Genomic DNA, 14,856 nt, shown 5'->3' with positions numbered 1-14,856 from the left:
AGGCGGATGAGACGGCTACAGGTGAAGCGGCCGGGGGCGGGACGGCCGGTGATGTGCCCATGAAGCGACTGGCGCTGCGGACCGGGGTCCGCTGGAAGATCAGCGTTGCCATCGCCGCGGTCGGCGCGCTCATCGCGGTGGCGCTGAGCCTCGTCGTGCACAACGCGGCCCGGGTCTCGATGATCGAGAACGCCCGCGAGGTGCAGTTGGAGCGGCTGCTCGGCGCGCAGCGGTTCTACGAGGCGACGAGCATGCAGAAGGGCGGGCCGAAGTTCGGGGCGAAGCTCAACGACCCGGCGATCCCGCCGAGCCTGCGCGACGAGGTCCGCAAGAACCGGCGGGCCACCCATGTGACGGAGACCGCCGACGGGGTGCCCGATGTCTGGGCGGCCGTTCCGCTGGCCAACGGGGACGTGCTCTCGCTGCACACCCGGTTCGCGGACCGGTCCGCGACGATCATGGACGACCTGGACCGGGCGCTGATCATCGGCTCGGTCTCGGTCGTCTTCGGCGGCTGCGCGCTCGGCGTCCTCATCGGCGGTCAGCTCTCGCGCCGGCTGCGCAAGGCGGCGGCCGCGGCGGGCCGGGTCGCCGAGGGCCACACCGACGTACGGGTGCGGGAGGCCGTCGGCGGGGTCGTCCGGGACGAGACGGACGAGCTGGCGCGGGCGGTCGACGCGCTGACCGACGCGCTGAACGAGCGGATCGAGGCGGAGCGCCGGGTCACGGCCGACATCGCCCACGAACTGCGTACGCCGGTGACCGGGCTGCTCACGGCGGCCGAGCTGCTGCCGCCGGGCCGCCCGACCGAGCTGGTACGGGACCGGGCCCAGGCGATGCGGACGCTGGTCGAGGACGTGCTGGAGGTGGCCCGGCTGGACAGCGCGTCGGAGCGGGCCGAGCTCCAGGAGCTGCCGCTCGGGGAGTTCGTCAGCCGGCGGATCGGGCTGCTGGACCCGGATGTGACCGTGCGGGTGGTGCACGAGTCCTGGGTCTCCACCGACCCGCGCCGCCTGGAACGCATCCTCGGCAACCTCCTCGGCAACGCCGCCAAGCACGGCTCCACCCCGGTGGAGGTCACGGTGGAGGGCCGGGTGGTACGGGTCCGGGACCACGGTCCGGGGTTCCCGGAGGAGCTGCTGCGGGACGGGCCGAGCCGGTTCCGTACGGGGTCGATGGACCGGGCCGGACACGGACACGGGCTGGGCCTGACGATCGCGGCGGGCCAGGCGCGGGTGCTGGGGGCCCGGCTGACCTTCCGGAACGCGGCGCCGGTGGGGGCGGCGGAGGGCACGGGCGGGGCGATCGCGGTGCTGTGGCTGCCGGAGCACGCGCCGACGGCGACGGGGAGCTTCCCGATGCTGCGGACGGCGGACGAGCGCCAGCCGCAGGGCTGAGGCTGCCTGGAGCCCCCGGGTACAACGCCGACGGCGACCCCGAGGAGTGAGCCGTGAGGCTGTCCTCGACGTCGCCGTCGATCGGGTGACCCGGGCGCACGCCCCGGGTACCGGGGTGTAACGGGTCCACTGACTCTGTTCGGTTGTGCTGCGCGGCCTGCGGGTCTCCCCGGCAGGTCCGCGCGGTTACGCCGGCCGGATCAGATGGAGACGTGCACCGAGCGGAGGAACTGGGCCGGGTTGAGCGCCGAGCCGTAGTTCGGGCTGGTGCGGATCTCGAAGTGCAGGTGCGGGCCGCTGGAGTTGCCGGTGTTGCCGGACAGGGCGATCTTCTCGCCCGTCGTGACCTTCTCGCCGATCTTCACGTTGACCTTCGACAGGTGCGCGTACTGCGAGTACTTGCCGTTGGAGTGCTTGATGACGATGGCGTTGCCGTACGCGGGGCCGTCGCCGGCGCCGTTCGGGCCGGCCTTCACGACGGTGCCGGTGTGGGCGGCGGTGACCGGGGTGCCGATCGGCACGGCGAAGTCCTGGCCGGAGTGCTTGGCGGCCCAGCGGGCGCCGCCGGTGCCGTAGCTGGCGGTCAGCGTGTACTTCTTGACCGGGGTCTTCCAGGAGGCGGCGTTCTTCTTGGCCGCCTTCTTCTTGTCCTCGGCCTTCTTCTTCGCGTCGGCGGCCTTCTGCGCCGCCGTCTTCTTGGCCGTCTCGGCAGCCTTGCTCTGCGCGGTCGCCTGCTGGGCGACCGACTGGGCGGTGGTGCCCGCGGCGAGGGGAGCGGCGGCGTCGGCGTTGCCGGCCGCGAACGCCGAGCCTGCACCCAGCGCCACGGACGCTCCCAGGCCGGCGGCCAGGACGGCGCCACGGACGCGGGAGGCGGACGGGCGGATGGTGTGCTGGTTCGTTGCGCGCTTCATACGGTGAAGTCCTCCGAAGGTGAGTGGACCCGGCGTGCTGTCCGGGCTTGCTCCACCTTGGTAACCCGCACCCCCGCCGGTGCTCAAACACCCCATCTACGAAGAAAAGCCGTAGAAGGGGGGCGGGGAATTCGCCTCAGTTGTCCTGGTTCGGGTGGAGGGATCGGCGACGAAATCCCTCACCCGAAGGGGGTTTAAACGCTGTTCTGGGGGCACTTTTCCGGACATGGCGCCGCGAACGGGCCGTATCGCCCGCCGCGCGGACCCGGCCCGCTTCCGCCGGGCCGAAGGTCCCTCACCCCGCTTCGACGCCATCTCCTAGCGCGGGTAGTAGGCCTGTTTCGGCCTGTGCGCCTTGTCACCGCCGGTGGGACCTAGGTCCTTCCGATTCGGGACCTTCGGCCTGCTCCATCACTACGCTGACGGGAAAGCGGATCCGCGCCCCGGGGGGACCACCATGACGGCCGAGAACACCCATGACCTGGACGGCATCGAGCTCGCCGATGCCGTCGAATCCATCCGGAACCAGTTGGTGGAGGCGGCGGCCCGGGCCACGGGCCGCCCGCTGGCCTTCGCGGTCGGGGACATCCAGATGGAGTTCACCCTCGAACTCCGCAAGGAGGCCAAGGCGGGCGGCAAGGTGAAGGCCTGGGTCGTCGAGGCGGGCGCCGACGCGTCCCGGGCGACGGGCCGCACGCACAAGGTGGCCTTCACCCTGAGCCCGCGGAACGCGGTGACCGGGGAGGCCTGGGAGGTGGGGACGGAGGACGACGGGTCCACGGCGGGGTTCGGCTGCACGGACTCCGCGGCGGAGGCCGGGGACGGGGCGGGCAGGCCGTGATCTCGCCGCCCCCATCTGTCACGCACCTCGCCGACCGTACGGTGGTCGTCTCCGGCGCCCGCCAGGGCAGCGGCCTCCTGCTCACCGACCGGCTGGTCCTGACCTGCGCCCACGTGGTCAAGACGGGCTCCGTCCACATCGCCCACCCCGCGCTCCCGGACCGGGTACGGGCCACGGTCGCCTGGATCGACTACCGGCTGGACGTGGCCCTGCTGGAGGCCACCCAACCGGTGCGGGCGGTCCCCCCGGTGCGGCTCGGCGTGCTGGACACCCGCGAGGCGATTCCCGGCTGCGAGATCACCGGCTTCCCGCGCGTGCAGCGCTACGGACCGGACAAGCGCCTGGAGGCGGACCACTACACGGTGACGGTCCTGCCCATGGCGGGCCGGGTCCGTGACCTGCTGGTCTGCGACCTGGACGGCCCGCCCGCCGCCGTCCCGGACGACGAGCCGCCGGCCCTGTCCGGGCTGTCCGGCGGCCCGCTCTTCGCCGGGGACATCCTCCTGGGCATCGCCCGCCAGGTCCCGCAGCGGCGGGAGGGCCGCCGGGTCGAGTGCGTCCCGCTCGGCCCGGTCCTGGCGGCGGAGCCCTTCGTGCAGGCCTACCGCAGGACCGGCGCCCTGCTGCGGGAGGAACGCGTCCACGGCAACTTCCCGGGGGACCTGCGCTACGAGGCGGAGTACGCGCAGGCGCTGGGCGTCGCGTACCGCCGTACGAAGATCTTCGGCCTGGACGAGCTGAGCCGGCACGACTCCGAGTGGGACCTGGACACGGCCTACCTCAGCCTGGAGGCCCAGGCGCAGGACCGGGCCGCGCCGGGCCCGCCCCTCCCCCAGCGCATCGACACCCTCCTCACCGACCGCCCCCGCGTCCTGCTGCGCGGCGAGGCGGGCGCGGGCAAGACGACCCTGCTGTGGTGGCTGGCCGCCCACGCTTCGGCCCGCACCCTGGACGCCGACCTGGCCTCGCTGAACGGCCTGGTCCCGTTCATGGTGCCGCTGCGCACCCTGCGGGCTCGCGGCGGCGGGTTCCCGAGCCCGGGAGAGCTGTCCGGCGCTGCGGGCCTGGTGGTCGACGCGGCGCCGGAGGGGTGGGCGGGCCGGGTCCTGGACTCCGGGCGGGCCCTGCTGCTGGTGGACGGGCTGGACGAGGTACCGCCGGAGGACCGGGAGCAGGCGTACGACTGGCTGTCGCAACTGTTGCGGCGCTACCCGGAGACCCGGTGCGTGGCGACCGTACGACCGCTCGCCGTCGAACCGGACTGGCTGCGGTCGGAGGGATTCACGGAGTTACGCCTGCTGCCCATGCGGAACGAGGACATCCAGGCGTTCGTAGGCTCCTGGCACCGGGCGGCCCGGCTTTCCGAGGAGGACGACGCAGACCGCCTGGTCGAGCTGGAACAGGATCTCTCCCGCCAGTTCGACCAGAACCCGACGCTCCGTGACCTGGCGCATACGCCCCTGCTCTGCGCGGTGATCTGCGCCCTGCACCGCCGTCGCGAGGGCCTGCTCCCGGAGACCCGGTGGAGCCTGTACAGCTCGACGCTGGAAATGCTCCTGGGCCACCGCGACCGCCTCCGTCGGGTCGATGGTCCCGAAGGCATCGAGCTGGACATCGAGGAACACACCCAGCTGCTCCAGCGGATCGCGGCCTGGCTGGTCCGTGAGGGCCAGTCGGAGTTCACCCGGGACCAGGCCCTGCGCCAACTCCGGCGCGCACTGACCGGAATGGAGCGGGTGAGCGCCCAGGGCCGGCCCGAGACGATCCTCACCCACCTGCTCAACCGCAGCGGTCTGCTCCAGGAGAACGCCGATGACACCTACCAGTTCATCCACCGGACCTTCCAGGACTACCTGGCCGCGAAGGAGCTGATCGAGGACGAGCATCTGAAGGAGATGCTGCGGCACGCGGACGAGGAGTCCTGGCAGGACGTGATCCTGCTGGCGGCGGGGCACTGCGGTCGACGTCAACTCCAATCGCTGGTGCAGGGGTTGCTGGACATGGGGCTGAAGCACAGGACCGGCACGGACGACCGCACCACCGTCCATGTCCTAGCCGAGCTGTGCGCACAGCACGCGACCTACCTGGACGGCCCGGTACGGTCCCGGGTCCGGGCGAGTACGTCGGCGCTGTTCCCGCCGTCCACCGTCCGCCAGGTGCGTTCCCTGACCCGGTTGGGCCCGGCCGCACTGGCGTTTCTGCCCGACCCGCGGCACATGTCCGGCGAGGGACGGGGCGTCCAGCGCGTCGCCGAGCTGATCGTGGACATAGGGGGAGGATCCGCCATCCCTCACGCCCGCGCGTGGGTTCTGGCCCACCCCCGCCTGAGCGGCTCGTTCGTGAACGCCTGGGAACGCTTCCCGCCCGAGGAGTACGCCACCGAGGTACTGGTCCACTGCGATCTCGCTGAGGCGATCCTCCAGGTGAACGACCGCAAGCAGTTGGAGGCACTGAGACACCTTCCCTCCGTGCGCGCCGTGTCGCTGCGCTTGGACCTGCCCGACACGGAGATCGGCGCGGCGCTGGAAGGCTCCCGGATCGAATCGCTCTTTCTCGCGAAGAACGCGGCGCTCACCGAGGTCTCGCATCTGGGCACCGTCGCGGATTCCCTGTCGTGGCTCAGCATCCATCAGTGCCCGGGAGTCCGGGACCTGAGACCACTCTCCGGGCTCCGCAACCTGAGGTACCTGTCCCTGGACGCGCAGGAATTACGGCTCGGGGAGCTGGCAGAGCTGACGGGGCTGCCCAACCTGTCGGACCTCACCCTGAACCATCTCGCGGCGGACCGGCTGAGCGAGATCGCCGCTCACCCTGGCGTCACCGAGCTGTCGGTGGAGAGCCGCCGTCCGCTTGCACTGGACGGGCTCAACGCCTGGAAGTCGCTCACGAAGCTACAACTCTCCGAACTCGCCACGTTCGACGAGGCCCTCGCCGCGCTGCGGGAGCATCCCCGGCTCACCCGTCTCCGCCTCAAGGCGTTCTCCTGGGCACACCGGCCGACCCGCGTGGTGTCCGCCCCCGGCATCAGAGAGCTGACCGTACAAGCCCCGCCCCGCGGCGAAGACCTGGGGATGCTGCGGCCGCTCTTCCCCGGGGTCACCCGCCTCACCCTGGATGCCTTCGAACAGCACGCCCTGGACCTCACCGCTCTGCACACTTGGCCGGACCTGCGGGTGCGGGTCATCGGGCTGCAAACGTCCCGACTCATCGGGGCGGCGGAACTGAGCGGACGTCTCACCGCCATCCCCTTCTGACCCGAAAGGGGCTGCCCCGGACCCGGCTGTGAAGCCGGGTCCGGGGCAGCCCCTCCAATGACGCCCTATACGGGTGTCACGCGTCCTTCGTCAGGTTCGGGCCGGCGCCGCCTGCCGCCTGCTCGATCGGGGGGACGTCGGGCAGAGCCGACTTCTCCTCGCCGCGGAACGAGAACTTCTTCTCGTCGCCCTCACCCTCGACGCCGACGACCACGATGTGACCGGGGCGCAGCTCACCGAAGAGGATCTTCTCGGAGAGGATGTCCTCGATCTCGCGCTGGATCGTCCGGCGCAGCGGCCGGGCGCCCATCACGGGGTCGTAGCCCTTCTTCGCCAGGAGCGACTTGGCCTCGGAGCTGAGCTCGATGCCCATGTCGCGGTCCTTGAGCCGCTCGTCGACCTTGGCGAGCATGAGGTCGACGATCTGGATGATGTCTTCCTCGGTCAGCTGGTGGAAGACCACCGTGTCGTCGACACGGTTGAGGAATTCCGGCCGGAAGTGCTGCTTGAGCTCTTCGTTGACCTTGACCTTCATGCGCTCGTAGTTGGTCTTGACGTCGCCCTGGGCGGCGAAGCCCAGGTTGAAGCCCTTGGAGATGTCCCGGGTCCCGAGGTTGGTCGTCATGATGATGACCGTGTTCTTGAAGTCCACGACCCGGCCCTGGGAGTCGGTCAGGCGACCGTCCTCCAGGATCTGGAGCAGGGAATTGAAGATATCGGGGTGAGCCTTCTCGACCTCGTCGAAGAGGACGACGGAGAACGGCTTGCGGCGCACCTTCTCGGTGAGCTGGCCGCCCTCTTCGTAGCCCACGTAACCGGGGGGCGAACCGAAGAGGCGGGAAACCGTGTGCTTCTCGCTGAACTCCGACATGTCGAGGGAGATCAGCGCGTCCTCGTCGCCGAAGAGGAATTCGGCGAGCGTCTTGGAGAGCTCGGTCTTACCGACACCGGACGGGCCGGCGAAGATGAACGAGCCACCGGGGCGCTTGGGGTCCTTCAGGCCGGCTCGCGTGCGGCGGATCGCCTGCGAGAGGGCCTTGATGGCGTCCTTCTGCCCGATGACGCGCTTGTGGAGCTCGTCCTCCATGCGCAGCAGACGGGAGGACTCCTCCTCCGTCAGCTTGAAGACCGGGATACCGGTCGCCGTGGCCAGGACTTCGGCGATCAGCTCGCCGTCGACCTCGGCGACGACGTCCATGTCGCCGGCCTTCCACTCCTTCTCGCGCTTGGCCTTCGCCGCCAGCAGCTGCTTCTCCTTGTCGCGGAGGGAGGCTGCCTTCTCGAAGTCCTGGGAGTCGATGGCCGACTCCTTGTCGCGACGCACGCCCGCGATCTTCTCGTCGAACTCGCGGAGGTCCGGCGGCGCGGTCATCCGGCGGATGCGCATCCGGGAGCCGGCCTCGTCGATCAGGTCGATCGCCTTGTCCGGCAGGAAGCGGTCCGAGATGTACCGGTCTGCCAGGGTCGCGGCCTGGACGAGGGCCTCGTCCGTGATGGAGACCCGGTGGTGGGCCTCGTAACGGTCGCGCAGGCCCTTCAGGATCTCGATGGTGTGCGGCAGCGACGGCTCCGCGACCTGGATGGGCTGGAAGCGGCGCTCGAGGGCCGCGTCCTTCTCCAGGTGCTTGCGGTACTCGTCGAGCGTGGTGGCACCGATGGTCTGGAGCTCACCGCGGGCCAGCATCGGCTTCAGGATCGAAGCCGCGTCGATGGCGCCCTCGGCGGCACCCGCTCCGACGAGCGTGTGGAGCTCGTCGATGAACAGGATGATGTCGCCGCGGGTGCGGATCTCCTTGAGGACCTTCTTCAGGCGCTCCTCGAAGTCACCCCGGTACCGCGAACCGGCGACGAGGGCGCCGAGGTCCAGGGTGTAGAGGTGCTTGTCCTTGAGGGTCTCGGGCACCTCGCCCTTGACGATCGCCTGGGCCAGGCCCTCGACGACCGCCGTCTTGCCGACGCCGGGCTCGCCGATGAGGACCGGGTTGTTCTTGGTCCGGCGGGACAGCACCTGCATGACCCGCTCGATCTCCTTCTCGCGCCCGATGACCGGGTCGAGCTTGGATTCACGAGCGGCCTGGGTGAGGTTCCGGCCGAACTGGTCGAGCACCAGGGAGGTGGAGGGCGTGCCCTCCGCGGGGCCGCCTGCGGCCGCCGTCTCCTTGCCGCCCGAGTATCCGGAAAGCAGCTGGATGACCTGCTGCCGGACCCGGTTCAGGTCGGCGCCCAGCTTCACGAGGACCTGGGCGGCGACGCCCTCGCCCTCGCGGATAAGGCCGAGCAGGATGTGCTCGGTGCCGATGTAGTTGTGGCCCAGCTGAAGGGCCTCGCGGAGCGACAGCTCCAGGACCTTCTTGGCTCGCGGGGTGAAGGGGATGTGTCCGGAAGGGGCCTGCTGGCCCTGCCCGATGATCTCCTCCACCTGCTGGCGGACCGCCTCGAGCGAAATCCCGAGGCTCTCCAGGGCCTTAGCGGCGACACCCTCACCCTCATGGATCAGGCCCAGGAGGATGTGCTCGGTGCCGATGTAGTTGTGGTTGAGCATCCGGGCTTCTTCCTGAGCCAGGACGACAACCCGCCGCGCGCGGTCGGTGAACCTCTCGAACATCGTTAATCGCTCCTCAGAGCGGTCGGTCAGTGAGGGGTCGGTCCCCTCCCAGTCCTTCCGCATGCTAGTCCCGCAGGACGGGACAGCTCATTCCAACTGCCGACATCCGTCCGGATCACCCCGCACCGGGCGGGGATTCTTACTGCCGAACAGCTGACAACTGCTCCAACCCGATGGTGCGAGACGATGTTCCCGCAGGCCAGGCAGATACCCCTTTCGCCAGTACGCCGATGGCGAACGTGAGACGCCTCGGCCCGCGTGTCGCCCCTTCCCACTAGGAAAGTCTTACCCGCAATCACTGACAGTCCATGCGGCGCGCCCCGGTTCCCTCCGCTACGGGCGAACAACCTTGCGCTCCGCGACGCTCCTGCGCGCCCCCGGAAGGCGGACGCAATGTGATCGTCCGGGAACCCTGCGTAACCTCACCGTCGGTTCAGCGGTTCATCGGACATGGCCTTCATCGTTCCGCCGCCCCGATCGTCACGCGATGCCGGTCCCGGCCGTGCCGGTCCGGGCCCGATCGCTGCCCGTCCCGCCGCTCTCGCCCGGTGGTACGAGGAGGGGCTCGGCTGGGCAACCGAGGGGCGCGCTCCGGTGCGACTGCTCACCGGGGTCGGCTTCGACGTGCTGGAACTTCCCGCCGAGGCCGGTCACGCCCTGCTGCGCCGCCCGGTGCGGACCGGGCCGGTGCTGTTGAGCGGTGGACGGATGGGGCTGCTGGTCGCCGCGGGCGGCGCCGATGAGCTGCCGGGGCTGCTCGACTGGCTGGAGTGGGGCCCGATCGCGCTCGATCTGACCGCCGTGGGGGCGGGGGGCCGGATCACGGCTCCGTCACCCCGGGGTGGTGGTGCGGGCTCGCCGGGGGCCGCCGTATGGCTGCGGCCCCCCGAGCCGAGGCAGGCACCCGGGCCGGCGCTTCCCGCTCTCACGGGCTTCGGGAGCAGCGGTGGGGATGCCCCCGATCTCGTACGCCTGGTGGACGCCGCGGCGACGGAATGCCATCGGGTCCGGTTGTCGCGTGCCCGGGCCGGGCTGCGTAAGGGCAGTCCGGCAGATCAGCCGTTGGCCTTCTCGTAAGCCTCGCGGATCTCGGCGGGAACGCGGCCACGGTCATTCACGTTGTGGCCGTTCTCCCGGGCCCACCGGCGGATTTCCGCGGTGTCCTTGTTGCCACCGGCCACGGCGCGGCCCTTGCCACGGCCCGTCGCGGCACGGCCACCGGTGCGGCGGCCGCCCTTGGTGTAGGGCTCGAGAAGGCCGCGAAGCTTGTCCGCATTGGCCGTGGTGAGGTCGATCTCGTACGTCTTGCCGTCGAGCGCGAACGTCACGGTCTCGTCCGCCTCGACACCGTCGAGGTCATCGACAAGAAGGACCTGAACCTTCTGTGCCACGGGATTTCCTTTCATCGAAAATGGAGTACGCGGAAAGGAAACCGCTTTTCTCGGAAAAACACAAACCCCCGGGAGAGGTCCAGGAGCGCGAGAACACGGGAAACGTGCGCGATTCGGACATAGGGATGCAGGGCTTCCGCACATCAACCGCACATCAACCGCGCATCACAGGTCGCGCATCACAGGTGCAGAAGCATCCGGCTGTTGCCCAAGGTGTTCGGCTTCACCCGTTCGAGACCGAGGAACTCGGCGACGCCCTCGTCGTAGGAACGCAGCAGCTCACTGTAGACATCGGTGTCGACCGGAGTCTCTCCGATCTCGACGAACCCGTGCTTGGCGAAGAAGTCCACTTCGAAGGTGAGGCAGAAAACCCTGCGCACCCCGAGCCAACGGGCGGTCTGCAGAAGCTTCTCCAGTACGTGATGCCCCACCCCGGCCCCCTTGATGCGGGGGTCGACGGCGAGAGTCCGGACTTCCGCGAGGTCTTCCCACATCACATGGAGAGCGCCGCAGCCGATGACCCGGGCATCCTCGTCGCGTTCCGCGACCCAGAACTCCTGGATGTCCTCATAAAGGGTGACGGTGGCTTTGTCGAGCAGGATGCCGCCGGACACGTACCCGTCGAGGAGCCGTCGTACGGATGACACATCACTCGTCCTGGCCCGGCGGACGGTGATGGCGGGCTTATTTACCGACGGGTCGGTATGAAAGTCGGTATCCGGTTCGGTTTGCGGCTGCTCTGGGGACATGCCCCGACGCTATCGCCCGCTCCCGGACTCCGTGCCATCGGCCGGGGCGGAGCCTTCGGGGGCTCCGGCGGCCGGTTCCGGCGGACCGCCCTCCGGATTGCCCGCACGGCCACCTGTCGGATTGCCGGCCGGGCCGCCCATCGGATTGTCGGCGGAGTTGTCCGCCGGGTCGTCCACGAGGTTGTCCGCCGGGTTGTCCACCGGGTTCGGGGAAACCATGCGAACAGCGTCCTGAAGTGCTTCGCGCTGCTCCGGCGACATCATGCCGAAGAACGCGACAAGAGCGGCGGCCGGGTTGTCGCTCTGCGACCAGGCTTCGTTCATCAGTGCGGCCGAGTAGGCGGCCCTGGTGGAGACGGCCGTATATCGATATGCCCGGCCGTCCACTTCCCTGCGGACCCAGCCCTTCTGATGGAGATTGTCCATTACCGTCATCACCGTCGTGTAGGCGATGGACCGTTCCTGCTGGAGGTCCTCCAGGACTTCCCGCACAGTGACCGGACGGTTCCCTTGCCAGACGCGGGTCATCACGGCGTCTTCCAGCTCTCCCAATTGACGGGGCACAGGATCACTTTAGTGTCAGATGTCCTGAATGGCTGGTTATTTACAGAGCCAAAAGAGCGCACGGCTCTCATGAGCCGTGCGCTCCAGGGGTGCGAAGGGGCAGACCGTAAGGTCAGGCATTCTCCGGACGAGCGGTCTGCTTTACGGATTCCGCGCGGGCGATCGCGGCGTCGACCGCGTCGTCCTCCTTGGCCTTGTTCGGACCGCCCTGGCTCTTGACGATCGTCACGACCAGGCCGATGAAGAAGATGGCCATCACCACGGGGGGCACAAGCGCGGATACGTAGTCCATGCCGTCCAGAGTAGCGAGCCCCCGACGCCGGGACGCGGCGACCTCCCCGTGTCTCACGGAGGCCGCCGCGTCCCGGCGTACACCTGCGGGCCGGGTCAGCCCGCGGCGCGCTCCTCCTCCGACGGGGGCGGGGTGGGGCGGCGCCGGGGCGGGAAGACCTCGGACGGCTTGGGCGCCGGGCGGGAGCCGGGGGCCGGTGAGCGGCCCGGGACGGGGGCGGCCGGGGCCTTGGGGCGGTCCGGCTCCCGGTCGGCCGCCCGGCCGCCGGGGAGGGCGAGCAGGCGGCTGCGGGGGCCGGGGGCCGACAGGGCGGCGGAGCGGCCGGCGAGCCGGGCACGTACGGAGCGCTCGGCGAGGACCTGGCAGCGCTCCAGGAGGGCCGCCGCGAGCGGTTTCCCGCGCAGGGCGCGCAGGGCCGCCAGATCGTCCGGGCGGGGGTCGTAGCCGGCCGCCAGGGCGTCCTGGAGGAGCTCCAGGTAGCCGGTGACGGAGCCGGGGAGGGCGGCGCGGTAGCGGGCGAGGTCGGCGAGGAGGAACGCTCGCAGCCGGCCCGCCTCCCCGACCGCCTCGTCCACGGAGCCCGCGAGCCGCAGGCAGTCCTGGACATCCTCGTCGGACAGGGGCATGGGGTGGAGGGCGATGGCAAGGGCACGTCGGAGCACCCGCAGCTCGTCCGCGCTGAACGCCATGCCGCCTCGTGAACCGTAGGGCGTGGGCATGACGCGACAATACGTGCTAAATGGACAAAATCCGTTTAACTGGTCGTCGGTGGCGCGGCGCCCGTGAACGGTGTCCGAAGGCCTCGCCCCCAGCCGTTCGCGCAGGTACGCCGCGCCGCGCGGCCGGATCGTCTACGACCGGGACACGTTCCGCTCGTACACCAGGCGCAGCCCGATCAGCGTCAGCCACGGCTCGTGCTCGTCGATGACGGAGGACTCCCCCAACACCATCGGAGCAAGGCCGCCGGTCGCGATCACCGTGACGTCGTCCGGGTCGGCGGTCAGCTCCTTCTTCATCCGGGCCACCACCCCGTCCACCTGGCCCGCGAAGCCGTAGACGATGCCGGACTGCATGGCCTCGACGGTGTTCTTGCCGATCACGCTGCGCGGCCGGGCCAGCTCGATCTTGCGGAGCTGGGCGCCCTTGACGCCGAGCGCCTCGACGGAGATCTCGATGCCGGGGGCGATGACCCCGCCCGCGTACTCCCCGCGGGCGGAGACCGCGTCGAAGGTGGTGGCGGTGCCGAAGTCGACGACGATCGCCGGGCCCCCGTACAGCTCGACGGCGGCGACCGCGTTGATGATGCGGTCCGCGCCGACCTCCTTGGGGTTGTCCATCAGGACCGGGACACCGGTCTTGACGCCGGGCTCGACCAGGACGGCGGGCACGTCACCGTAGTAGCGGCGGGTGACCTCGCGCAGCTCGTGCAGGACGGACGGGACGGTCGCGCAGATCGCGATGCCCTCGATGCCGTCGCCCAGCTCCATGCCGAGCAGCGGGTGCATGCCCATCAGGCCCTGGAGCAGGACCGCCAGTTCGTCGGCGGTGCGGCGGGCGTCGGTGGAGATGCGCCAGTGCTCGACGATCTCCTCGCCGTCGAAGAGGCCGAGGACCGTGTGCGTGTTGCCGACGTCGATGGTGAGCAGCATCAGGCGTCGGCCCCGTCGGTGTCGGTTTCGGCGGCGTCTGCGGCTGCGTCTGCGTCGCGGAAGTCCAGGCCGATGTCGAGGATCGGCGAGGAGTGGGTGAGCGCGCCGACGGCCAGGTAGTCGACGCCGGCGTCCGCGTAGGCGCGGGCCGAGTCGAGGGTGAGGCGGCCGGAGGACTCCAGGATCGCGCGGCCGGCGACCAGGGCCACCGCCTCGGCGGTCTCCGCCGGGGTGAAGTTGTCCAGCAGGATCAGGTCGACGCCCGCGTCCAGCACCTCGCGGACCTGCTCCAGCGTGTCGACCTCCACCTCGATGGGCAGGTCGGGGAACTCGGCGCGGACCCGCTTGAACGCCTCCGCGACCCCGCCCGCCGCGACGACGTGGTTGTCCTTGACCAGGGCCGCGTCGGAGAGCGACATGCGGTGGTTGACGCCGCCGCCGCAGCGTACGGCGTACTTCTCCAGCGCGCGCAGGCCCGCCGTAGTCTTGCGGGTGTCGCGGACCTGGGCCCCCGAGCCCTCCAGCACGTCCGCCCAGGCACGGGTGGCGGTGGCGATGCCGGAGAGGCGGCAGAGCAGGTTCAGCGCGCTGCGCTCGCCGGTCAGCAGGTCGCGGGTGCGGGTGGTGACGGTGAGCAGCTTCTGGCCGGGGGCGACGCGCTCGCCGTCCTCGACGTGCCGCTCGACCTCGAACTCCTCGGTGCAGACGATCGACAGGACCGCCTCCGCGACCCGCAGCCCGGCCACGACCCCCGCCTCGCGCGCGGTGAAGTCACCGGTGATCACGGCGTCCTCGGGGACGGTCGCCACGGTCGTGACGTCCACCCCGCCGTCCAGGTCCTCCTCGATCGCCACATGGGCGACGTCCTCGACCTGGACGGGGTCGAGCCCCGCCTCGGCCAGGAGCAGGGCGAGCGCGGGGTCGAGACCGCACTCCAGGGCGTCGGGGTCGAAGCCGTCGCCGCAGCCGCAGTCGTCGCCGCAGCCCCCGGAGGACGCGGCGGGTGCGGGCGCGCCGACCCGGATCAGCGGTACGTCCACAGGCGTGGGGCGCGGATTCTCTTCGGGCGTGGACACGGTTGCGGCTCCTCGGGGGCGTGGCGGGTGGTGCTGTGCTGCTGCTGTTCGGTGCTGCTGCTGATGCTGCTGTGCGGGTGCTGCGGCTGTGCGGGTGCGGCTGTTGTTCGGGGGCGGCTGCTGT

The 14,856-nt window shown here is 70.4% G+C and carries 13 protein-coding genes; 4 read left to right on the top strand and 9 right to left on the bottom strand.

The window, feature by feature from the left end; all coding sequences use genetic code 11:
* Positions 1-59 precede the first annotated feature (59 nt).
* Complete coding sequence (gene cseC / locus ACFWRT_RS27045) at positions 60-1,397, top strand: two-component system sensor histidine kinase CseC (protein WP_380955552.1); 1,338 nt, start codon at positions 60-62, stop codon at positions 1,395-1,397.
* Positions 1,398-1,597: 200 nt separating this feature from the next.
* Here the strand turns inward: cseC and ACFWRT_RS27040 are convergent, their stop codons facing one another.
* Complete coding sequence (locus ACFWRT_RS27040; RefSeq protein WP_380955554.1) at positions 1,598-2,311, bottom strand: M23 family metallopeptidase; 714 nt, start codon at positions 2,309-2,311, stop codon at positions 1,598-1,600.
* Positions 2,312-2,768: 457 nt separating this feature from the next.
* On the opposite strand from ACFWRT_RS27040, the gene ACFWRT_RS27035 reads away from it, so the two are divergent.
* Positions 2,769-3,152, top strand: coding sequence for a trypco2 family protein (locus ACFWRT_RS27035; RefSeq protein ID WP_380955555.1), 384 nt, complete (start codon positions 2,769-2,771; stop codon positions 3,150-3,152).
* Complete coding sequence (locus ACFWRT_RS27030; protein ID WP_380955557.1) at positions 3,149-6,406, top strand: NACHT domain-containing protein; 3,258 nt, start codon at positions 3,149-3,151, stop codon at positions 6,404-6,406. The genes ACFWRT_RS27035 and ACFWRT_RS27030 overlap by 4 nt, the downstream gene beginning before the upstream one ends.
* A 76-nt stretch (positions 6,407-6,482) precedes the next feature.
* Here ACFWRT_RS27030 and ACFWRT_RS27025 read toward each other — a convergent pair whose 3' ends face one another.
* The gene (locus ACFWRT_RS27025) at positions 6,483-9,011 is read right to left on the bottom strand and encodes an ATP-dependent Clp protease ATP-binding subunit (protein ID WP_326705140.1); all 2,529 of its coding nucleotides are present in this window, start codon (positions 9,009-9,011) and stop codon (positions 6,483-6,485) included.
* A 450-nt stretch (positions 9,012-9,461) separates the two neighbouring features.
* On the opposite strand from ACFWRT_RS27025, the gene ACFWRT_RS27020 reads away from it, so the two are divergent.
* A complete protein-coding gene (locus ACFWRT_RS27020) occupies positions 9,462-10,088 on the top strand; it encodes an SCO3374 family protein (protein ID WP_380952128.1) in 627 nt (208 codons plus the stop codon).
* Here the strand turns inward: ACFWRT_RS27020 and ACFWRT_RS27015 are convergent.
* From ACFWRT_RS27015 to nadC, 7 genes are all read right to left on the bottom strand, one after another.
* On the bottom strand, positions 10,067-10,402 hold the full coding sequence (locus tag ACFWRT_RS27015; RefSeq protein WP_003968298.1) for a histone-like nucleoid-structuring protein Lsr2: 336 nt from the start codon (positions 10,400-10,402) through the stop codon (positions 10,067-10,069). The genes ACFWRT_RS27020 and ACFWRT_RS27015 overlap by 22 nt on opposite strands.
* Positions 10,403-10,581: 179 nt before the next feature.
* The gene (locus ACFWRT_RS27010) at positions 10,582-11,151 is read right to left on the bottom strand and encodes an amino-acid N-acetyltransferase (RefSeq protein WP_076967056.1); all 570 of its coding nucleotides are present in this window, start codon (positions 11,149-11,151) and stop codon (positions 10,582-10,584) included.
* A gap of 9 nt (positions 11,152-11,160) precedes the next feature.
* Positions 11,161-11,679, bottom strand: a complete 519-nt coding sequence (locus tag ACFWRT_RS27005; protein WP_380952214.1) for a BlaI/MecI/CopY family transcriptional regulator — start codon at positions 11,677-11,679, stop codon at positions 11,161-11,163.
* A 148-nt stretch (positions 11,680-11,827) separates the two neighbouring features.
* A complete protein-coding gene (locus ACFWRT_RS27000) occupies positions 11,828-12,007 on the bottom strand; it encodes a hypothetical protein (protein WP_015609335.1) in 180 nt (59 codons plus the stop codon).
* A 95-nt stretch (positions 12,008-12,102) separates the two neighbouring features.
* Positions 12,103-12,696, bottom strand: a complete 594-nt coding sequence (locus ACFWRT_RS26995) for a hypothetical protein (protein ID WP_380952215.1) — start codon at positions 12,694-12,696, stop codon at positions 12,103-12,105.
* Positions 12,697-12,858: 162 nt separating this feature from the next.
* Entirely contained in the window at positions 12,859-13,656 is a 798-nt protein-coding gene (locus tag ACFWRT_RS26990) for a type III pantothenate kinase (protein ID WP_030564824.1), read from the bottom strand.
* Positions 13,656-14,732, bottom strand: coding sequence for a carboxylating nicotinate-nucleotide diphosphorylase (nadC, locus tag ACFWRT_RS26985; RefSeq protein ID WP_380952129.1), 1,077 nt, complete (start codon positions 14,730-14,732; stop codon positions 13,656-13,658). The genes ACFWRT_RS26990 and nadC overlap by 1 nt, the downstream gene beginning before the upstream one ends.
* Between the last annotated feature and the right edge of the window lie 124 nt (positions 14,733-14,856).

It is taken from the genome of Streptomyces cyaneofuscatus, from assembly GCF_042718795.1.
In the GTDB taxonomy this organism is placed as follows: domain Bacteria; phylum Actinomycetota; class Actinomycetes; order Streptomycetales; family Streptomycetaceae; genus Streptomyces; species Streptomyces cyaneofuscatus_A.
Note: the sequence above shows the minus strand (reverse complement) of the source record. Positions and strands in the feature narration are given on the sequence as shown.